Consider the following 22194-nt stretch of genomic DNA (forward strand, 5'->3'; position numbering starts at 1 on the left):
GGACGGTCCCGAAAGTCCCACTAATACGCCTCTTGACGACACCCGATCCGCTCGGAGAAGTCCTCGGTACCGCGACCCCGTGACAGGTGGATCCAGGTGCTGCGGTCCGCGGCGCACCCCGCGCCGGACTCGGGAACGGCCGGAGCGGGCGCGGGTCGTGACATCGATGTCGGGACGACCGTACGGGGGGTCTCCGAGCCGTCGGGCGAGAGCAGTCCGTGCTGGTGGGCCAGGTAACCGAGCTGGAAGCGGCTCGTCGCGCCGAGCTGGCGCATGATGGCGGAGACGTGGCGCTGACAGGTGCGCACCGAGATGCCGAGGGCGCGGGCCGTGGCGCGGTCGTCGTCGCCCTGCATCAGGTGCTGGAGCACGGATCGTTTCGTCTGGTCGGCGACGTCCTGGATGAAGGCCTTCTCGCGCGGTTTGCCGATGCGTTCGCCGGTCGCCCACAGCAGGTCGAACAGCTCGGCGACGAACGTGACCAGGTCCGGGCTGCGGACGAGCAGCGCCCCGCCCGCGGTCTCCGGGAGCGGGAGGGCGAGCAGGGACCGGTCGAAGACCAGGCACCGGGCCAGACCGCCGGAGACCGTCCTCGCCTCGGCCCCGAGAGCCGCCAGCTCCGTCTCGTACCGCACGGTCGACGGGTCGAACCGGGCCGAGTGTTGGTACAGCGTGCGTACGGGGACACCACGGGAGAGCAGGTCCCGGTGCCGGACGCGGGCGCGGCGCTGTTCGGCCTCGGGCAGGGGTCCGCCCGGCTGGGCGCAGAGCACCTCCTGCGTGCACGCGGCGGACTGCCGGTCGAGGATGCGCTGGAGTTCGTCCGCCGACTCGATGCGCTCCAGCGGCGGCCCCTCCAGGGTGCGTTGGCGTGCGGCGTGCACGATGGCCAGTTCCGCGAGCTGCCCCCGCATGCGCAGCAGGTCGAGCTGGGCCCCCTGGACGCGTTCCTCCCACTGCTTGAGCAAGCGCGCGGACACGTCGGTGGGGTTGGTGGCTGCAAAGCAGTCGGGGCCGGTCTGCTGCACCAGGCCGCTGGCGACGAGGGCGTCGAGGGAACGGGCCATGGCGTCGGGTTCCGCCCGGGCGAGCACCTGGCTTCCCTGGAGGGGGCCGTGTTCTGCGAACTCCCGGTAGAGGTCCATCTCCTCGGACGTGAGCTCCCGGGGTCGGTCACGGTCCTGCGGGCGTTTCGGCGCGCCTGGTTTCATTTCGCTGCCCTCTCCTTCGCATCCGTCGCGATCGCGATGCTAGGAGACTCCGCTCCGGCCCCGCCGCCCCAGGAACATGTATCAGACATGCTTTCCGTGTGCGGGTCTTGCCGGGAGGTCGGCGCAAGTTCCTTGATCCGTAGCGGAATTCGCCGCCCGCCGCGAACCGGTGAGCCGGAGGACGTGCCTCCGCGGGGATGGCCGGAAGACGTAGGACCCCGCTTGAAAGTTTCAGCAAGTCCTTGCTGTCGTCTTTCTGACAGTCGGTAAGACGACGGTCGCACCCCATTGGCGGGCGGCCGCCTCCCCCTCGATGCTGGGACGGGGCGAGCCGATCGGGGCTGCGCACCGTGCAGGAAAGGCGCGAACGCATGGATCCCAGACGACCGGCGGGCCCCGCCTGTCGGGGCCGCCCGGGCCGCCGCCGGGCTCAGCCGTCCGCCGGGTGGACCACCTCGACCCCCTGGTCGCGCAGTCCCTCGACCGCGGGGGAGTCCGCGGGGGCGTCCGTCACGACGAGGGCGATCTCCTCCATGGAGCAGATGCGGCCCAGCGCCGCGCGGCCGATCTTGTCGGCCGTCGCGACGAGGATCACGCGCTGCGCCGCGGCGACCGCCGCCCGCTTCACCTGGACGTCGTCGAGGTTGTAGGCGGTGGCGCCCTGGACGGGGTCGACACCGCAGCAGCCCAGGATGAACGTGTCGAAGCACAGGTCCTTGAAGGTCTGCACGGGCGCGTGGCCGTAGAAGGACAGCTCCTCGGGGCGCACCTGTCCGCCGGGCATCACCAGTTGGATGCCGGGGTGTGCGGACAGGGTGAAGGCGGCGTGCAGTGAGAGGGGTGCGACGGTGAGCTGGCGGTCCGCCATGGCCTTGGCGATGGCCACGGCGGTCGTGCCCGTGTCCAGCGCGACGGTCTCGCCGTCGGTGAGCAGTTCGACCACGGCGCGCGCCAGTCGCTCCTTGGTCTGCGTCCCGGACATGGCCCGGATCGCGTAGGGGGGCTCGACGCCGCCGGGCAGGCTGCTCACCGCGCCGCCGCGCACGCGGCGCAGTGCTCCCCGGGACTCCAGGACCTCCAGGTCCCGGCGGACGGTCATCTCGGACGCCCCGGTGGCCAGGGCCAGCTCGGCCACCGTCGCGCGGTTCTGCTGCACGAGCAGTTCCACGACGAACTTGTGCCTCTCCATCACGTTCATGTGTCTGCTTTTAGCACAGATGAGGGCGGAGGACTGTCGGGATGTGCGTTTCGAACATTCAAACTGTTGAAATGAACATTCGCGGTGTGTAGCTTGAGTGAAGTAGTGGGGACTTCCTGCTGCTGTGAACGTTGATCGTGTTCATTCGGCCATGACCAATGAGGAGAGCCATGACCGCCAGCCCTGAGGCCGACCTGCCAGAGGGAGGGAAACCCCTCCTCACCACCGTCGCGATCGTCGCCTCGTGCCTGGCGTTCGTGGTGATCGGCGCCCTCCAGGCGCTCTACGGTCCGGCGATCCCGGCCCTGCGCGACGAGTTCGGCATCAGTCCGGCCGTGGCCGGGCTCAGCCTCAGCGCCCACTTCGTCGGCGCCCTCCTCGGGGTGCTGATCTACCACCTCCTGCGGGGCCGCCTGAACAACCGGGTGCTGCTCGGCGGCTCCTACGTGCTGATGGCGCTCGGCGCCGCCGCCTTCGCCTTCTCCCCGAGCTGGGCCCTCGCCCTCGCCGGCACGTTCGTCATCGGCCTGGGCTTCGGCGGCATCGACTACGGCCTCAACCAGCTCTTCGCCGTCGGCTTCGGCCACCGCAGCACCGCCATGCTCAACCTGCTGAACGGGCACTTCGGCATCGGCGCGATCGCCGGCCCCGCACTGATCGGCTGGCTCGGCGCGGACAGCTATCCGGAGATCTTCGTCGGCACCGGCGTGATCAGCCTGCTGATCCTCGTGACCCTCGGCGGGGTGGCCGCTCGGGAGCCCGCCCCGGCCCCCGTGGACGGCGCCCCGGCAGGAGGCGCCCGGGTGCTCCCGATCATCGCGGTGTTCATCGGCATCTACGTCCTGCACGTCGCCATCGAGACCGGCGTCGGCGGCTGGGAGCCCACCCACCTCGAAGCCGTCGGGTACGGGGCCGCCACCGCCGCGACCGCGACCTCCGCCTACTGGGCCGCCATGACCCTCGGCCGGTTCGTCGCCGCGCCGATCAGCCTGCGCTGGTCCGCGCCGTCGATCCTCCTCGTCTGCTGCATCGGCATGGCCGGCTTCCTCCTCCTGGCGACGGTCCCGGCGTTCGCCCCGTACGCGTACTTCGGCGTCGGCCTGATGATCGCGCCGATCTTCCCGACCTGCCTGCCCTGGCTGAACCGCGCCGTGCCCGGCGTGGGAGCCGCCGGCGCCTACGTGATCGCCGCCTCGATGATCGGCGGCGTGGCGTTCCCGCCGCTGCTCGGCGCCGTCATCGACACGATGGAGGTGAAGACGGTGCCGCTCCTGCTGTTCCTGCTCGCCGTCGTCTGCGGCGTGCTGAGCCTGTGGCTGCGCCGCAACGCCCCCGACCCCGGTGGCGTGCCGGGCCCGCGCGACTCCGGGCGTACGGACGCCGTCACCGCCCCCCTGAACCCGTAGAACGTGAGGAACCGAAGGATGAAAGCCGTCCTATTCGACATGTTCGGTGTCATCGCTCGTGTCCAGTCGCCCGAGTCCACGGCCGTCCTGGAACGCACGGCCGGGGCCGACCCCGACCGCTTCTGGGCGGCGTACTGGTCCGAACGGCCCCCCTACGACCGCGGCGAGGTCACCGGGCCCGGCTACTGGCAGGCGGTCTTCGCGCACCTGGACGTCCCGCTCGACGGGCGGCTGACCGAGGAACTGACCGCTGCCGACCTCGCCAGCTGGAGCGAGATCGACCCGCGCATGGTGGACCTGCTCGGCCTCCTCGCCGACAAGGGGCTCGTGCTCGGTCTCCTCTCCAACATCCCCGAGGACCTGGCCGCCCGGTACGAGGCCACCCAGCCGTGGCTGGAGCGGTTCGCGGTCCGCGGACTCTCCTGCCGGATCGGCAGCGCCAAGCCCGAACCCGCCGCCTACGAGTGGTGCGTCCAGGCACTCGGACTGCCGCCCGAAGAGGTCCTGTTCGTCGACGACCGGGACGAGAACGTGGCCGCGGCACGCAGACTCGGCCTCCAGGGGCACGTGTTCACCTCGCCGGAAGAACTACTGGGCGCGCTGGAGGCGGCGTTGACGTGACGGCCCCCGCGCAGCTCTACGCCCTGTGCGCCGCCGCGCACGGCGACTTCCCGCCGCCGCGCCGCGCGGCCGAGACCGGCCGGGGCCTCGCCGGTGCGCTGTTGCTCCAGGGTGTGCTGGCCGGCCGGCTGGACCTGTACGAAGACCGGGTCCGGCCGACCGGCCGGGGCCGCCGCGGCGACCCGGTGCTGGACGCCTTCCTGGCGCACGTCGAGCGTTCCCCCCGGGACCGGGCGCCCACCGACTGGGTGGAACGCCTGGGCCGTCTCTTTTGGATCTTGTCGGCCGAGCCCACGGCGTCCGGTGCCATGGGGTCTCCCCAGGCCCGCAGGGCCGAGGGGAAGCATGGCAAGGCGGAGGTGCGCACCGTGTACTGGGCGTACTCGGGCGCCCCGACAACGCGGCCAGGTGCGGTGCCGGGCGTCGCGGGCCCGGCAAGATCCGAAAGAGACGGCCCAGGTCCCGAGGCGCTCGCCGCCCCCCGCCCCGGACTGCTCCCGGGCGGTGCCGAACCGCCCGGACGGCGCGCCGGGATCCGGCCCCGCGAGGCGCTGCAACGGGTGCGGGGGGCGGTGGCGGAGCCCGACCGCTCCGCCCTCCACGCGGTGGCCGCGGGCGCCCTGCTCGCGGCGTCCGGACTGCACGACCTGTGCTGGCCCGCCCTCTCCCGGGACGAGGCGTCCAGGCGCACCCTGCGGGCCGTGGCCGCGCTGGGGCCCGCGGGGCTGCCCGTCGCGCGCGCCGCGACGGCCGTGTCCCGTTCCCTGAGCGGCTCCGCCGGCGCTCTCGCCTTTCCCGGCTAGAGAAACCGGACGGCAAAGGGAGTAAAGAGATCTACATCTCCAAATGGCCACTTGTCACGCCGAGTTGGAATGTGATCAGATGAAAGGGAAGGCGCTGCCGCGAGATCCCTGTCTCCAACGGGTGAAGTATCCGGGCCGCCCCCCACCGGCATCACATCGCCGTATCCGAATTCTTTTCCATTGGACGTGAGTTGCAAATCCGCCGTCCATTTTTCGACGTGTTGACGTCTCGAACGACCCGTGTGAGAGGGACCGATGGAAACCAAGGACGTTACCGAGCACATCTATTACCCCGTCAGCGATTACAAGATGGCGCGGGGTGAGGGTGTCTACCTCTACGACGAGGACGGCAAGAGCTACCTCGACTGCGCGTCGGCGACCTTCAACCTGAGCCTGGGATACTCCCACCCGGCCGTCGTCGCCGCGATGAAGGACCAGCTCGACAAGGTGGTCCACATCACCTCCTCCTACCAGAGCGAGCCGGTCAACGGCCTGGTCCAGCGGCTGGTCGAGGTCTCCCCGGACAACCTGACGAAGGTGCACCCCAAGGTCTCCGGCGGCTCCGCGGCCAATGAGGGCGCCATCAAGATGGCCCAGATGGCCACCGGCAAGTCCGAGGTCATCACGCTGTTCCGCAGCCACGTGGGACAGACGATGATGATGACGTCGATGTCCGGCAACGCGTTCCGCCGCGAGCCGTTCCCCAACCTCTTTCCCGGCAGCCTCCAGGTCCCCGACCCGTACTGCTTCCGCTGCTTCTACGGGCAGAAGGAGGGCTCCTGCGGGATGATGTGCGTGGACCGGCTGGAGGACTTCGTCGACTACGCCAGCTCGGGCCGGGTCGCCGCCGTCCTCATCGAGCCGATCTCCGGAAACGGCGGGAACATCGTTCCGCCGGACGGCTACATGCAGAAACTGCGCGCCTTCTGCGACGAGCAGAACATCGCCCTCATATTCGACGAGATCCAGACGGGCATCGGCCGCACCGGCCACATGTTCGCGGCCCAGTACTTCGACGTCGAACCCGACGCCATCACCACCGCCAAGGGCCTCGGCGGATCGGGCGCGCAGGTCGCCGCCATCATCACCAACGAGCGGCTCGCCGGCCTCCCCGCGAACCACCACTCGTTCACCTACGGCGCCAACCTGCTGGCCGCCGCTGCGGCCAACGCCACCCTCGACATCGTGCGGCAGCCCGAGTTTCTGGCGAACGTGACCCGCACGGGCGACTACATCATGCAGCGCCTCGACGACATGAAGCGCCGCTACCCGCAGATCGTCGACGTCCGCGGCGTCGGACTGATGATCGGCTTCGAGATCGCCGAAGCCGACGGCAAGCCCGCCGTGAAGCTCACCAACCACCTGGCCACCAAGGCCATGGAGCACGGCCTGATCCTGCGCACCTCGCGCTACGGCTACGGCAACGTCCTCAAGATCCGCCCGCCGCTGATCCTCACCATGGACCAGGCCGAGGAGGTCTGCGACAAGCTGGAGAACCTCTTCCTCGCGGAGCTGGCCCGATGACCGCCGACAACCCGATGACCGGCCACGACCCGATGGCCGGCGACAACCCGGTGACCGGCGACAACCCGGCGACCGGCGACAACCCGATGAAGCGGCTGCTCACCTCGCTCGGGCAGCACGTCCGCGCCGAACTCCTCGCCTACGAGGCCACCGGCCGCGAGCGCAGCGTCCACGGCGACTCGCCCGGCGGCGACGCCCAGTTCGACGTCGACGAGGTGGCGGAGCAGGCTGTACTGGACTACCTGCGCGAGCACGCCCACGTCCCCGCGGCCCTCTACACCGAGGACGGCTCCTACGTGGAGCTCGCCCCCGAGCCGCAGGTCCTCCTCGTCGTCGACCCGATCGACGGCACCCGCCCCACTTCGGCCGGCCTCGAAATGGGCATGGTGTCCATCGCGGCCGCCCCCTACGGCGACGGCAAGCCCACCCTCGCCGACGTCGACGCCGCCTGCCTGGTCGAGATCAAGAGCGGCGCATGGCTCTACGGCGACGACACCGACGGCCTCGACAGCGGCGGATTCGCCACTCCGGTCCCGCGGCTGAGCCGGAACACCGACCCGACCCACATGTTCTGGTCGATCGAGTTCAACGGCCACCCCATGGACCTGATGACCGCGGCGTACGGCCACCTCGTGGACAGTTCGGCCAACACCGGCGGCATCTTCGTTTTCAACAGCAGCACCTTCTCCATCTCCCGCATCATCACCGGCCAGCTCGACGCCTACGTCGACATCGGCAACCGCGTGCTGCGCGACCACCCGGACACCGAAGAGGCGTTCCTGCGGGTCGGCCGCGGCTCGATCCTGCACCTCTTCCCCTACGACATCGCCGCCGTCGTCTACCTCGCCCGGCAGGCCGGCGTCGTCATCACGGACGCCTACGGCGACGACCTCGGCAGCACCTCCCTGGTCGACCTCGGCCCGATGAACCAGAAGTCCTGCATCGCCGCCGCCACCCCCGAACTCCACAAGCAGCTCCTCGACACCATCCGCTGGGACCTGGGCCGCGCCGCCGCCGCGCCCGTGAGGGAGGAATCATGAAGGCCTTGACGCTCACCGCCGACCGCACGCTCGCCCTCGTCGACCACCCCAAGCCGGAGCCGCTGGCCGCGGACGACGTCGTCATCCGCGTCACCCAGAGCGGCATCTGCGGGACCGACCGCAGCGTCCTCGTCGGCAAGTTCCCGGCCGAGACCGGTGTCGTCATGGGCCACGAGGCCGTCGGCGTCGTCGACTCCACGGGCCCGGGCGTCACCCGCTTCGCCATCGGCGACCGGGTCATCGTCAACCCCACCCTGTACTGCGGCAACTGCCCCACCTGCCTCGAAGGCCACTGGAACTTCTGCGGCCGCAAGGCCGGGACCGAGGTGGGCCTGGACTACGACGGCTCCTTCGCCGAGTTCGTCCGCCTCCCCGAGCTCTTCTGCCACGCGATCCCCGAGGACATGGACTTCGACCGCGCCGTCGTCGTCGAACCGCTCGCCTGCGCACTCAACAACATCGAGGCCGGCCGCCTGGCGGCCGGCGAGACCGCCGTCGTCGTCGGTGGCGGCCCCATGGGCGTGGTCACCGCCATGGCTGCCCAGCGCTACGGCGCCACGGTCCTCCTCGTCGAACCCGACCCGGTACGCGGCCGGCTCGGCCAGGAGATCTTCGACGCCCCCGAGTTCGGCGGCCGCGTCACCGTCCACACCCCGGACGACCCCGCCCTCACCGAACGCGGCGACCTCGTCGTCGACTCCGTGGGCAACCTCCTGGAGCAGAGCATCGGCTACGCCGCCGTGCGCGGCCGCGTCGTCGTCATGGGCTTCAACAGCAACGCCTCCGCCACCGTCCGGCCGCTCACCCTGCTCCAGCGCGGCCTGCAGATCATCGGCGCCGGCGACTACAACAGCATGATCTTCCCCAAGGCCGTCGAGCTGGCCCGGCAGCTGCCCCTGGAGCGCGTGGTCACCCACCGCTTCGCCCTCGCCGACCACGAAGAGGCGTTCAAGGCCCTCGCCGCCGTCCCCGGCGCCGAGTACACCGCCCTGAAGGTCGTCCTCGTACCCCCGCACGACGGAGCGGCCGCATGAGCCCGACCCCGCGCACCACGCTCGCCGGAGCGCTCGTCCCCGGCACCACCCGGCCCGTCGTCGTCGGCGAGTACCCGTACTACCGGGCCGCCCCCGCCCACTGGGGCGCCGACCTGCGCGAACTGCGGGCCCTGGGCGTGGACGTCGTCTCCTGCTACCTCCCGTGGCGCTTCCACGAGACGGGTGCGCAGGAGAGCGACCGCCCCTTCGACTTCACCGGGAAGACCGACCCGCAGCGCGACGTCGTCGGACTGCTGGAGCTGGCCGCCGCCGCCGGGCTGGGCGTCCTCCTCAAACCCGGCCCCTTCATCCACGCCGAGGTGCAGCTCGGCGGGCTGCCCGACCGCCTGTGCGGCCCCGGACACACCCCGTACCAGGGTCTGGACGGCACGGTCCTCACCTCCCAGGGCAAGCCGCTGCCCAGCCTCCTCGACCCGGCCGTCCAGGCCGAGACCGAGGCGTGGCTGAAGGCCGTCGCCGACGAGGTCGTCGCCGGGGCCGCAGCCCCCCACGGCCCCGTCGTCGCCCTCCAGCTCGGCAACGAGGGCACCTGCGGCGACGCCCACCTTCCCGTGGACGCCCAGGACGCCTCGCCGGCCGCCCGCCGGGCCTTCGCCCGCTGGCTGACCGGACGCGGCCTGCCCGACGAAGCCGCCCTCGCCACCGAGGACGTCACCCGGTGGACCAGCGCCACGCGACAGCAGTGGTCGCGCTGGTCCGGGCACGCCATCGTCGACCTGTGGGACCGGATCTCCGCGCTCTTCCCCGAAGGTCCGGCCCGGCTGGCCAACGTCCCCCTCACCGCGGTCGGCGCACCGCGCGCCGCCCTCGACGCCTGGGCCGCCCGGCAGCGGGCCGTGCAGGGCTCCGGGTACTTCGTCGGCCACACCGAATGGATCGGCAACCCGGCCCGGGAGACCGAGGCCTTCGGCTCCCACCTGGCCGGGATCCTCCTCGGCGGCACCGACGTGGTCGAGGCGAACTGGGGGTTCACCTGGACCGACGAGTCCTTCGCCCGGCCGGCGACCCCCGTCTTCAACGCCCTGCTGGCCCTCCTGCTCGGCTCCACCACCGTCAGCGTCTACACCGCCTGCGCCACGGAGAACTGGGGCCCGCTGGTCGACATGGACCCCGACGGGCTGCGCGCCGAAGGGGTGGACCCCGCCCTGCACGCACCGCCGTACACCCCCGGCGCACCGCTCGCCGAGGGCGGTGCCCACCAGGCCAACGCCGAGGGCCTGCGGCTGCTGGCCGCGTTCCTCGAACGCCACGGCGACCTGCTGGCCGGCTCCGTCCTGGACCGCGACGCGGTGGTCCTCGTCGACCGGGCCCTGCCCGAGGCCGGCGCCTGGCAGCGCACCGGCCGCACCGTCCTCGCGGAACTCGCCGACGCCGTGCACCGCCAACTGGCCGACTCCGGACGGCTGATCGGGCTCGGCTGGCTCGACGAGCGGCCGGCCCGCGCCGCCGACGGCAGCCCCGTCCCCGTCGCCGTGCTGCGGGCCGGGCACCCCGGCGGCGACGGCCCCGGCGAGCTGACGCTGCCGGCCGGTGCGTCCGCGGACGGTGCGGCCGCCGCGTTCCTCGCCGCGTTCGCCGACGCGCTGCCGGCTCCGGCCGGTCCGCGCTGGACCACGGAGCACGGCAGGGCCCGCGTCCTGAGCCGGTCCGGCCCCGCCGGGGTCCGCGTCATCGGCGCCTTCAACCCCACCGACGCCGACGAGCGGGTCACCGGCATGGGCACCGGCGGTGGTTGGACGCTGGACCTGCCCGCCGGGTCCGCCGCGGTCCTCGTCACCCGCGACGGCGCACTCGTGGGATGGCTCGCCACCCCCGAGGAGCCGTCCGCCACCCCCGCCGCCCTCGTCTGGGGCGGCGAGCAGGCCGACGCGACGCGCGTCCGGGCCTCCTGAGAACCCGGGCGGCGGGGAAGCGTACCTGACAGCGCGCCCCCCGCCGCCCGGCCCCGCGACGGGCTCCACCCGGCGGCGGTCCGTCCGCCGGCCGCACCGGACCCGCTGCCTCTACGGACTCTGCCCGGCGGTGGTTGCGCTGTCGGCCCTGCCGGGCGGTGCCACGACGGAACCTGCCTGGTGGCGGTCCGGCTGTCGGCTTCACCGGGTGGTGCCTCGACTGGCTCTGCCCGGCGGTGGTTCGCCTGTCGGCTCCGCCGGGTCGCGGTGCCGGGACGGAACCTGCCTGGTGGCGGTCCGGCTGTCGGCCTCGCCGGGTGGTGCCTCGACTGGCTCTGCCCGGCGGTGGTTGCGCTGTCGGCCCTGCCGGGCGGTGCCACGACGGAACCTGCCTGGTGGCGGTCCGGCTGTCGGCTTCCACCGGGTGGTGCCGGGACGGGCTCTGTCCGGGGCGGGTCGCCTGTCGGCTTCGCCGGTTCGCGGTGCCGGGACGGGATCTCCCTGGTGGCGGTCCGCTGTCGGCTCCGCCAGCCCTGTCCGGCGGTGGTTGCGCTGTCGGTGTCGCCGGCTCGCGGTGCCTCAACGGGCGCTGCCCGGCAGTGCTTCCGGCACCGGCTCGCCGGGTCCCGGGCCGTCGCCCTCTCCGCCTGGCGGTGACCCCGTCGCCCCGGGCTCGCCGGGTCCCGGGCCGTCGCCCTCTCCGCCTGGCGGTGACCCCGTCGCCCACCCACCTCGGCAGCCCGCACCCGCACCCGCAGTTCACCCCGCGCCCCGCAAGGCACCGCACCCGCACCCGCAGTTCACCCCGCGCCCCGCAAGGCACCGCACCCGCACCCGCAGTTCACCCCGCGCCCCGCAAGGCACCGCACCCGCACCCGCAGTTCACCCCGCGCCCCGCAAGGCACCGCACCCGCACCCGCAGCTCACCCCGCACCCCGCAAGGCACCGCACCCGCACCCCGCAAGAAGCGCAGCGATCCCGCGGACACCCGCCGCCGGGACTCCTCCCACGAGCGAGATGGCGTCATGAACACGAACCCCCACGCCGCCCCCGGCCCGGCACCGCACCTGCGCCCGGCCGGCCCGCAGACCCTCGGCATCCTGGCCGACCTCATCGCGCAGGAACAGCCCGTCTTCGCCATGCCGTCCTGGTTCGTGTCCCCCGAGTCCGCCCAGGCCGGCCACCTCGTCAGCGAGTTCGTCAGGGAACTGGGCGGCCGCCCGCCCGGCACCCACTACCGCAGCTTCTTCGCCAACTCCCGCTACGAGGCCCTGCACGGCGCCGTCAAACTCCTGCGCCACCGCGCCGCCGCGACCGCCGCCGCCCACCGGGGCCGCGTCCTGGTCCTGGACCCCGACGGCACCCTCGCCCGCCGCACCGACCCGCTCGGCGAAGGCCCCGACCGCGCCCTCGCCCCCGGCCTCCTCACCCACACCACCGTCGCCGGCCTGCACACCGCCCTGCACGGCACGACCGTGTGCGGGCTCGTCGTCCGCGCCCCCGAACTCCTCGACGCGGGCGCCCTGGCCGCCGTCGTCGAACTCGCCCGTACCGCACGCGCCACCGGAGCCCGCGTCGTCGTCGACCTCAGCGACGTCGCCCCGGACAGCCCGGCGGACCCCGCCGTCACCGCCCTGCGCCCCGACCTCGTCGTCCTGGGCGAATCCCTCACCGGGTACGAGGTCCCGTTCGGCGCCTTCACCGGCACCCACGACACGTTCGCGCCGTGGACCACCCCGAAGACCGGGTTCCTGCACTCCAACACCTACGGCGGCAACAGCGTCGCCATGCGCGCCGTCAGCGCCCGGCTGCGCCCCCGCTGGGACGCCGCCGCCCCCGTGCACCGCGTCCTCGCGGCGGCCGCCGCCGACCGGCAGGCCGCCCTCGACCTGTACGCCCGCCACGTGAACCCGATGGCGGTCCGCATGCACCGCAAGCTGCACGGCGCGCTCAACGTCGTCCGCGCCAAGGGCTCCCGGCTCACCGTCCGCCTCGACTCCGGCCGCGAACTGGACCTGGTCGACGGACTGTGCGGGGCCGGGCTCGGCGTGGCCGGCCACAACCCGGCCGACGCGCTGACCGACGTCGTCCGCGACCACGACCCCGCCCACGACCACGTCCGCGAGCTCGAACGGGTCCTGGCCCGCGAAACCGGCCTGCCCCACGCCTTCCCCGCCGTCAGCGGCGCGTCCGCGGTCGAGAGCGCCATCACCCTGGCCCGTCTCGCCCGCCCCGGCAGGCAGCGCCGCATCGTCGTCTTCAAGCACAACTACGGCGGCAAGACCCTCGTCTCCCTGCTGGCCACCGCCGCCGAACGCACCCGCGCGCCCTTCGGCCCCCTCTACGACGACATCCGCTACATCGACCCCTTCACCCCGCACGCCGTCGACGACTTCCGCAAGGAGGCGGCCACCGGCGAGATCGGACTCGTGTGGATCGAACTGGTCCACGGCAGCTCCGACGCCTACGCCCCGATCCCCGGACCCCTCCTCGACGCCGTCACCGCGGGCCGGGCCGAACAGGGCTACCTCGTCGGCGTAGACGAGGTCCTGACGTCCTACTACCGCTGCGGAACCCGCTTCGCCCACCACGGCCGGCTCCCCGACATCGACCTCATGAGCCTGTCCAAGGCCCTGAGCTACGGCTGCTTCCCCACCGGTGCCGCCCTCGTCTCCGACGAGGTGTACGACGCCGCCCGCGCGGCCAACCCGCAACTGGTCGAGGAACTGCGCACCCACCACGCCCACGCCCTGGGCGCCCACTTCGCCCTCCAGGCCATCCGCCAGGTCGACGCCCTCGGCCTGCCCGAACGGGTCCGGGCCCTGTCGGACCTCGTGGCCGCCGGACTCGCCGCGATGGACACCGGGCCGCGCGGAGTGATCGGCCGCCGCTTCGCCGAAGGCATGCTCGGCCGGTTCGAACCACGCGTCCCCGGAGCGCTCGGCCGCTTGGTCGACCCCGAGGGCGAGCGGATGACGTACGCCCTCATCCTCTGGTGGATCACCCGCGCCCGGGCGTTCGTCGTCTACGACGTGTTCCTGCTGCCCCTGACCGCCACCGAGCGGGAGGTCTTCCAGGTCATGCGCGGCGCCCGCAGGCTCTCCCGCACCGGCCCGGCCCGGCTCGTGGCCCACGCCGCCCTGTTCCGGCTCGGCCAACGCCTGTCCGGCCTGCTGAAGCCCGGCCCGTCCCGCACCCCCGCACCTTCGAGGAGCACCGTATGAGCACGCAGAACGTCGAAGTGATCCGCACCTTCTTCCGGCTGTTCGACGAGGGCCGCCTCGCCGACATCGAGCCGCTGCTCGCCCCCGACTTCGAATGGGTCTACCACGGCCCCGCCTCGCTGCCGTGGGCCGGCGTCTACCGGGGCGTCGAGGGTTTCCGGGCGTTCTTCGCCATCGTCCGCGAGCTGATCCGGGTCCAGGAGTGCGAGGCCTACGACTACCTCGACGCCGGGGACCGCGTCGTGGTCCTGGGCGTGAGCCGCACCCACGTCCTCGCCAACGGCGCACGCTACGAGGCCCAGTGGATGAACGTCTTCACCGTCCGCGACGGACTCATCTCCCGCTACCTCGACCTCTTCGACACCGCCAGTGTCGTCGAGGCCCTGGAACGCGACCCGCAGGAGGTGACCTCGGCCCCGTGAACACCACCACCACCGCCACCACCCTCGGCGCGGCCTTCACCGCCGTGGCCCGGGCCCACCCCCACCGCACCGCCCTGATCCACGGCGACCTACGGATCGGCTACGGCGAACTCGCCGCCCGGGCCGCGGCCGCCGCCCGCCGCCTCGCCGGCCGCACCGCCGCCGGAGAGAGCGTCGGGATCTGCGCCCGGCGCTCGCCCGGCACCATCGCCGCCCTGCTGGGGACGGTGCTGGCCGGGGGCGCGTACCTGCCGCTGGACCCCGACGCGCCGGACGAGCGGATCCGCGCGCTCGTCCTCGACAACCACCTGCGCACCGTCTTCGCCGCCGGGCAGGACACCGCGCGGCTGCGCGCCCTCCTGCCCGCGGGAGTGACGGTCCTGCCGATCGAGGAGGAGGCCTCGGATCCGGACGCGGACGCGGACCTGGGCCCGGACCCGGACCCGGGCCAGGGCCCCTTGTACGCCCTCGGGGGCGAGTCGACGGCCTACGTCATCCACACTTCCGGCAGCACCGGCGCCCCCAAGGGCGTCCGGGTCGCGCACCGTTCCGTCCTCGCGCTGGCGTACGCCCCCGAGGCCGGGCTGAGCTCCGCCGACACGGTCCTCCAGCTCGCCCCGCTCCACGTGGACCCCTCGGTCTTCGAGATCTGGGGCGCCCTGCTCAACGGCGCCCGGCTCGTGCTCCCGCGGTCCGATCGGCCCGGAGTGCACGACATCGGCCGGGAGTGCGCCCGCCACGGCGTGACCGTCCTGCGGCTGGCCGCCCCCCTGTTCCGGCTGGCCATGGAACACATCACCGCGGACCTGGGCGGGCTGCGCCTGTGCATCTCCGGCGGCGACCGGGCCGACGCGGACGCGGTACGGACCGCCCTGCGCGAGCTGCCCGGCTGCCGGATCGTCAACGGCTACGGGCCCACGGAGACCACGGTCTACGCCTGCTGGCAGACCTTCGACGGCCCGGACGACTGGGACGGCGCCTGGCAGGACGTGCCCATCGGCCGCCCCATCGCCGGCGCCACCGCCCACGTCCTGCGCCCCGACCGCACCCCGGCCGCGCCCGGCGAGGAGGGCGAACTCTGCATCGGCGGCCCGGGCGTCGCCCAGGGCTACCGCGGTGAGCGGGAGCGCACCGCCGAGCGGTTCGTCCCCGAGCCCGGCCGGCCCGGCCGCACCGCCTACCTGACGGGCGACCGGGTCCGCCGGCTCCCCGGCGGTGAACTCGCCTTCCTGGGGCGCTTCGACGACCAGGTCAAGATCCGCGGCCACCGCGTCGAACCGGCCGAGGCCGAACGTGCGCTGCGGACCCACCCGGCGGTCCGGGAGGCGGTCGTGGTCCCGTACGGCGCCGCGAACGCCCGCCGACTGGCCGCGTACGTGACCCTGACACCGCTCGGCGCCCCCACCCCCACCGCCCCGGCGTCTGCCAACACTCCCGCCCCGGCGTCTGCCGACACTCCTGCCCCGGCCCCGGCCGACGTGGTCGTTCCGGCCTTGGCCGACGCGTTCGTTCCGGCCTCGGCCGACCCGTTCGTCCCGGCCTCGGCCGACGCGTTCGTCCCGGCCTCGGCCGACCCGTTCGTTCCGGCCTCGGCCGACGCGGTCGTTCCGGCCTCGACCGACCCGTTCGTCCCGGCTTCTGCCGATGCTTCCGTTCCGGCCCCGGCCGATGCGGTTGCCCGGGCCGCAGCCGCTGCGGTGGTCCCGGCCCCGGCCGACCCGGTCGCCCCGGCCCCGGCCGACCCGGTCGCCCCGGCCCCGGCCGATCCGGTCGTCTCGGCGATGGCCGACGCGGTTCCCCAGGCCTTGGGCGATCAGGTCGCCCCGGCCCCGGTCGACGCGGTCGGCCTCGTTGCGCACGTCGCCCGGGTTCTGCCCGGACCGGCGGTTCCGGCCGTCGTCACCGTGCTCGCGGAGCTGCCGACCACGGCCAACGGCAAGGCCGACCGCCGTCTGCTCGCCGCCCTCGCCGACCGCGCGCCCGCGGTGGGCCCGGCTCCGGCCGCCTCCGCCCCGGCGGTACTCCGCGCCGTCTCCGCGCACTGGGAGGCCGTCCTCGGCCGCGCCGTCGGCCCGGACGCCGACTTCTTCGCCGCCGGCGGCGACTCCCTGTCCGCTCTGGCGATCCTGGCCCGCCTCGAACGCGACCAGGGCGTGGTCCTGACGATCGCCGACCTCTTCACCACCCCGACGATCCGCGCCCTGGCGGCCCGCGTGGCCACCACCGCCCCGGCCGCCCCCGCCCCGTCCGCCCCCGGGGCGGACACCGGCCGGCTGCCGTTGTCGCCCGCCCAGGAGGGGATCTGGTTCGAGCAGGAGGCCACCGGGAGCACCGGCCGCTACGTCATCGGACGCGGGTACTTCGTCGACGGTCCCCTCGACCCGGCCCGGCTACGGAACGCCCTGACCCTGCTCGGCAGGCGCCAGGCCGCCCTGCGCACCGTCGTACGGCGCGACGCCGACGGCTGGCGCCAGAGCCTGACCGCCGACCCGGGCGCGGCGGTGCGCCACATCGACCTCACCGGCGTTCCGGCCGGCGAACGCCAGGCCCTGGCCCGCGCCCTGGCCGCCGAGCACCGCACGGCGGAGCCGGACGCCGACGGCACCCGGCTGCTGCGCACCCTGCTGCTCACCCTGGACGCCCGGAGCGCGCTGCTCCACTTCGCCGTCCACCACGCCATCGCCGACGACTGGTCCCTGGACCTCTTCACGTCCGAGCTGTCCGCCCTCTACGCGGACCCGGCCGCGGACCTGCCGCCCCTGGACCGGGGCTACCCCGAGCACCTGCGCCGCTCCCTCGCGCCCCGCCCCGAACGGCTCACCGCCGCGACCCGGTTCTGGCAGGGCGCGCTCGACGGCGGCGCCGCCGCACTCGACCTGGTCACCGACCGCCCCCGCCCCGCCGTCCTCAGCGGATCCGGCGACCGGGTGCGGCTGCGGATCGGCGCCGCGCAGCACGCCCGCCACGCCGAAGCCGCCCGCCGGCACGGCGTCAGCCCGTACATGTTCGGCCTGGCCGGCGTCTACACGGTCCTGGCCGCCCACACCGAACGCGACACCCTCACCCTGGGCACCCTGTCCGCCGGGCGGAACCGGGCCGGGGCACAGGACCTCGTGGGCTGCTTCGTCAACCTGCTCCCCGTCCGCATCGAGGCGGACGCGGACACCACGGCCGGTGTCCTGCTCGCCCGCGTCCGGGCCGCCTGTACCGAGGCCCTGCACCACGAGGACGTCCCCTTCCAGGCCGTGGGCCGGGAACTCGCCCCGACCACCCCCGGCCGCGCGACCGTCCCCTTCCAGGCCGTCGTCAACCACCGCCAGCGCCGCCCGCGTCCGCTGGAGCTGCCCGGCGCCCGGACCGCACCCTGGGACGCCGGCGACCGCGACACCGCGACCTTCGAGCTGTCCTTCACCTTCGAGGAGGAGGGCGACGGACTCGACATCGAGATCGAGTTCAGCACCGACCTCTACGACCGTGCCACCGCACAGCGGCTGGCCGGCCAGCTGGCCGCCGTGCTCGACCGCCTCGCGGACGGCGACCCGCCACTGCGCGGCGTCACCCTGTACGAACCGGGGGAGCACGAGCGGCTGAGCCGCGCCCCGGAGCCGGGCCCCCGGGCGGCGCGGACCACCCTGCCCGCCCTCGTCGCCCGCCAGGTCGCCGCCCACCCGCACAAGGCCGCCGTCGTCGGCACCGACACCAGCCTCACCTACGCCGAACTCGACCGGCTCGCCGACACCGTGGCCGCCCGCCTCGCCACCCGGGGGATCCGGCCCGGCGACCGCGTCGCCGTGTGCCTCGAACGCTCCCCGCTCCTCGCCGCGACCCTCCTCGGGGTGCTCAAGGCCGGGGCCGCGTACGTGCCGCTCGACCCGGCGTACCCGGCGCTGCGGCTGCGCCACTGCATCGCCGACGCCGGTGCCGGCGCGCTGGTCTGCGCCAAGGACACCGCCGACACGCTGTTCGGACCGGGCGCGGAAGGCTCCGGCCCGCCCGTCCTGGACATCGAGGCCCTCACCGCCCCCGGCGCGCCGACTCCGCCCGCCGCACACCCCGGAGATCCCGCCGCCCCGGCGTACGTCATCTACACCTCCGGCAGCACCGGGCGCCCCCGCGGCGTCGCCGTCTCCCACCGCGCGGTCGCCAACACCCTCCTCGCCTGCCTCGACCGGCACCCCTTCACCGCGGACGACGTGTGGCTCCAACTGACCTCGCCCGGCTTCGACGTGGCCGCCTTCGAGCAGTTCATGCCGCTCGTCTCCGGCGCCACCCTGGTGTACGCGGACGACGCCACCCGCGCCGACGGCCCGGCCCTGACCCGCACCCTGCGCACCGCCGGGGTCACCGTGATGGTGACCGTGCCCTCCCTGCTGCGCGCCCTGGACCGCCCCGACCTGGCGGGCGTACGCGTGCTGCTCGTCGCCGGCGAGCCCGCGGACGTCCACGACACCCGTCACTTCGCCGCGGACCGGGTCGTCGTCAACGGCTACGGCCCGACCGAGGCGGCGATCCTGGCCACCACCCACCGGGCCGACCCCGCGGACGCCCGGGCCCGCGTGCCCGTGGGCACCCCCCTGTCCGGCACCGCGGCCCACGTCGTGGACCGCCACGGACGGCTCGCCGCCACCGGCGTGCCCGGCGAACTGTGGCTCTCCGGCGCCGGACTCGGCGACGGCTACCTGGGCGACCCCGAGCGGACGGACGCATCGTTCACCACCCATCCCGCACTCCCCGCCGCCGGCCGCTGCTACCGCACCGGTGACCGGGTGCGCCGGCTGTCCGACGGATCGATCGACTACCTGGGCCGGCTCGACCACCAGATCAAGCTGCGCGGCTTCCGCATCGAGCTCGGGGAGATCGAGGCCGCGCTCGCCGAACACCCCGGTGTCCGGGAGGCCGTCGCCGTCCTCCTCGACCCCGGTGCCGATACCGAACTCGCCGTCGGCTACGTCGGCACGGCCGCCCCCCGGGACGCCCGCGCCCACCTGGCCCGGCTGCTCCCGGCCCACATGGTGCCCCGGCTGGCCGTGCCCGTCCCCGCCATCCCGACCGGCAGCCACGGCAAGGCCGACCGGCCGGCGCTCGCCGCCCACCTGGCCGCCGTGCGCAGGCAGCGGCCGCAGCCCGGCGACGGAGCCGCCGACGGCTCCCCGAACGGGACCGAGCGGCGGCTGCTCGCCCTGTGGGAGGACGTGCTGGGCGGGCCGGTGGGCTCCCCGGACGAGGACTTCTTCACACAGGGCGGCCACTCCCTGCGCGTCATCCGGCTCCTGGGCCGCATCGAGCGGGAGCACGGCGTCCGGATCGCCGTCGCCGACTTCCTCGCCGCGCCGACCGTACGGGAGGTGGCCCGACTGCTGGAAGGGTCCGTCCCGGCGGGGGCCCGGCCCGTGGGGCCCGACGACGCGCGGCTCGACCCCGCCATCGTCTTCCCCGACCGCCCCGGCCCCTTCGACCCGCACGACGCCGTCCTGCTCACCGGAGCCACCGGATACGTGGGCTCCCACGTCCTCGCCGAGCTGCTGGACCGCACCACGGGCCCGGTGCTGTGCCTGGTCCGGGCCGCGGACACCGGTGCCGCCCGCCGGCGGCTGTCCGCCGCCCTGCGCCGCCACGGGCTGCGCCCCGACGCCTCGGACCCGCGGATCGTGCCCGTCCCCGGTGATCTGACCCGTCCCGGCCTGGGCCTCGACGGCACCCACCGGGAGCACGTCCTGCGCGCGAGGACCGTCCTCCACCTCGGCGCCGAAGTCCACCACGTGTCCGGCTTCCACCACCTGGCGGCCGCCAACGTGGGCGGCACCGCCGAACTCCTGCGGATCTGCGCCGAGGGCCGCCCGGCCCGCTTCCACCACGTCTCCACCCTCGGCGTGTTCCGCGACGGCCCCGGCGGCGCCCGCCCGCGCACGATCACCGAGGCCACCCCGGCCGCCGCCGAACGCCACCCCCGGGGCCGCGGCTACGCGGCCGCCAAGTGGGCCGCGGAGCACCTCGTCGCCCAGGCCCTCGAACGCGGCGCCGACGCCCGGATCTACCGGCTCGGCCGGGCCGGCGGCAGCACGACGGGAGCCGTCAGCGAGGACGACTTCCTCAGCCGGCTCCTCGTCACCTCCACCGCCCTCGGCTGCCACCCCGACGACCCGCGGCTCGCCACCGACGCACTGCCCGTGGACACCATGGCCCGGGCCCTGGTCGCCCTGGCCCTCGCCGAGGGAGCCCCGGGCACCGTCCACCACCTGCACCACCCCCGGCGGACGCCACTGGCCGCACTGCACGCCGTACACGACCGCCGTACCGGCCGGACCACCCCCGCGGTCCCGCTGGGCACCTGGCTCGGCCGCCTGGCCGACGCCGAAGCCGGCGGCACCGCGCTGCCCGCCCTCGCCTACCGCGAGTACTTCCGGGACCTGCGCGACCACCCGGACGCCCGCCTCCCCGACCACCGCAACGACGCCACCCTCGCAGCCCTGCGGGCCCACGGCATCTCCCCGCCCGCCCTGGACGACGCCCTCGTCGGCCGCTGGTGGCAGAACCTCGACCGGAGCACCCGCGCATGACCGACCCGACGACCGACCCGCAGACCGCCCCGACGGCCGACCCGCACTACCCCATGGGCCGGCAGTGCCCGTTCGCCCCGCCGCGGGAGGCCACCGACATCCGCGACGCGGGCGCCGTGCCCCGCGTGACGCTGTGGAACGGGGTCCGCCCCTGGCTGTTCACCCGCTTCGACGACGCCCGCACCGTCCTCGCCGACCCCCGCTTCAGCGCGGACAAGAGCCGCCCCGGCTACCCGCTGTCCAGCGCCGTCGCCCTCGCCGAGACCGCCGTCGAACCGACCCTGCTCGTCATGGACAACCCCGAGCACGACGCCGTACGGCGCCTGGTGCTCGGCGAGTTCACCGTGAAACGGGCCGAGCAGTGGAGCCCGGCCGTGCGCGCCGTCGTCGACGGCTGCCTGGACCGCATGCTCCGCGGCACGGAGGCCGACCTCGTGGCCGACCTGGCCCTGCCCGTCGCGCTCACCGTCATCTGCGAGTTCCTCGGGGTGCCCTTCGAGGACCGCGAGCTCTTCCGCGGTCTGACCCACACCATGAACGTCGTCGCCGGCACCACCGAGAGCGCCGCCGCCGCCCGGCAGGCCCTCCAGGACTACCTGGAGGAACTCGTCGCCGCGAACGAACGGGAGCCGCAGGACGGCTTCATCGGCCGCATGGCCGCCCGGCACCGGCCCGACGGGACCATGACCCGGCGCCAACTCGCCGCCATGGCCCTCCTGCTGCTCACCGCCGGCCACGACACCACCGCCAACATGATCTCCCTCGGGGTGCTGACCCTGCTGCGCCACCCCGGCCACTTCGCCGCCCTCGGCGCGGACGACGACCCCGAACGGCCCGCCCGCACCGTCGAGGAGATGCTGCGCCACCTCACCGTCGTCCAGCGCGGCATCCGCCGGATCGCCGTCGAGGACGTGAGGGTCGGCGACCGGCTGGTCCGGGCCGGGGAGGGCGTCGTCGCCGCCATCAACGTCGCCAACCGGGACCCCGAACGCTTCCCCGCCGGCGAGGACTTCGACCCCACCGCCCGCGCCCACGGCCACCTCGCCTTCGGTTACGGGCCCCACCAGTGCATGGGCCAGGCGCTCGCCCGGGTGGAGCTCCAGGAGGTCTACGCCGCCGTGGCCCGCCGGATCCCGACGCTGCGCACCGCCGTGCCCGTCGAGCAGATCCGCTTCAAGTCCGACATGGCCGTGTACGGGGTGCACGCCCTGCCCGTGACCTGGTGACCCCACCACCGCGCA

At 74.1% G+C, this 22194-nt stretch carries 13 protein-coding genes; 11 read left to right on the top strand and 2 right to left on the bottom strand.

Annotation, left to right across the window (positions count from 1 at the left end; genetic code table 11):
- Positions 1-20: 20 nt before the first annotated feature.
- Both OG594_RS37735 and OG594_RS37740 read right to left on the bottom strand, forming a co-directional pair.
- A complete protein-coding gene (locus tag OG594_RS37735; protein WP_266606913.1) occupies positions 21-1211 on the bottom strand; it encodes a helix-turn-helix transcriptional regulator in 1191 nt (396 codons plus the stop codon).
- Positions 1212-1641: 430 nt separating this feature from the next.
- Positions 1642-2409 (bottom strand): DeoR/GlpR family DNA-binding transcription regulator, encoded by a 768-nt coding sequence (locus OG594_RS37740; protein ID WP_266606914.1) that lies wholly within the window; start codon positions 2407-2409, stop codon positions 1642-1644.
- Positions 2410-2579: 170 nt separating this feature from the next.
- Here OG594_RS37740 and OG594_RS37745 point away from each other — a divergent pair, with 170 nt between their 5' ends.
- The 11 genes from OG594_RS37745 to OG594_RS37795 all read left to right on the top strand — a co-directional run bounded on the left by OG594_RS37745 (position 2580) and on the right by OG594_RS37795 (position 22179).
- The gene (locus OG594_RS37745) at positions 2580-3815 is read left to right on the top strand and encodes a sugar MFS transporter (protein ID WP_266606915.1); all 1236 of its coding nucleotides are present in this window, start codon (positions 2580-2582) and stop codon (positions 3813-3815) included.
- 18 nt (positions 3816-3833) lie between these two features.
- Positions 3834-4436 carry an HAD family phosphatase gene (locus tag OG594_RS37750; RefSeq protein ID WP_266606916.1) on the top strand — a complete coding sequence of 201 codons (603 nt, stop codon included), beginning with the start codon at positions 3834-3836 and terminating at the stop codon, positions 4434-4436.
- Entirely contained in the window at positions 4433-5239 is an 807-nt protein-coding gene (locus tag OG594_RS37755; protein WP_266606917.1) for a GPP34 family phosphoprotein, read from the top strand. Before OG594_RS37750 ends, OG594_RS37755 begins: the two co-directional genes overlap by 4 nt.
- A gap of 255 nt (positions 5240-5494) precedes the next feature.
- Positions 5495-6763 (top strand): aspartate aminotransferase family protein, encoded by a 1269-nt coding sequence (locus tag OG594_RS37760; RefSeq protein ID WP_266606918.1) that lies wholly within the window; start codon positions 5495-5497, stop codon positions 6761-6763.
- On the top strand, positions 6760-7803 hold the full coding sequence (locus OG594_RS37765; RefSeq protein WP_266606919.1) for an inositol monophosphatase family protein: 1044 nt from the start codon (positions 6760-6762) through the stop codon (positions 7801-7803). Before OG594_RS37760 ends, OG594_RS37765 begins: the two co-directional genes overlap by 4 nt.
- Complete coding sequence (locus tag OG594_RS37770; RefSeq protein ID WP_266606920.1) at positions 7800-8837, top strand: zinc-binding dehydrogenase; 1038 nt, start codon at positions 7800-7802, stop codon at positions 8835-8837. Before OG594_RS37765 ends, OG594_RS37770 begins: the two co-directional genes overlap by 4 nt.
- Positions 8834-10750 (top strand): beta-galactosidase, encoded by a 1917-nt coding sequence (locus tag OG594_RS37775; RefSeq protein ID WP_266606921.1) that lies wholly within the window; start codon positions 8834-8836, stop codon positions 10748-10750. The genes OG594_RS37770 and OG594_RS37775 overlap by 4 nt, the downstream gene beginning before the upstream one ends.
- 1025 nt (positions 10751-11775) lie before the next feature.
- Entirely contained in the window at positions 11776-13974 is a 2199-nt protein-coding gene (locus OG594_RS37780) for an aminotransferase class III-fold pyridoxal phosphate-dependent enzyme (RefSeq protein WP_266606922.1), read from the top strand.
- Positions 13971-14396, top strand: a complete 426-nt coding sequence (locus tag OG594_RS37785) for a nuclear transport factor 2 family protein (RefSeq protein WP_266606923.1) — start codon at positions 13971-13973, stop codon at positions 14394-14396. Before OG594_RS37780 ends, OG594_RS37785 begins: the two co-directional genes overlap by 4 nt.
- Complete coding sequence (locus OG594_RS37790; protein WP_266606924.1) at positions 14393-20953, top strand: non-ribosomal peptide synthetase; 6561 nt, start codon at positions 14393-14395, stop codon at positions 20951-20953. Before OG594_RS37785 ends, OG594_RS37790 begins: the two co-directional genes overlap by 4 nt.
- Positions 20950-22179, top strand: a complete 1230-nt coding sequence (locus OG594_RS37795; RefSeq protein ID WP_266606925.1) for a cytochrome P450 — start codon at positions 20950-20952, stop codon at positions 22177-22179. The genes OG594_RS37790 and OG594_RS37795 overlap by 4 nt, the downstream gene beginning before the upstream one ends.
- Positions 22180-22194 lie beyond the last annotated feature (15 nt).

This window comes from Streptomyces sp. NBC_01214 (assembly GCF_026340975.1).
GTDB lineage: Bacteria > Actinomycetota > Actinomycetes > Streptomycetales > Streptomycetaceae > Streptomyces.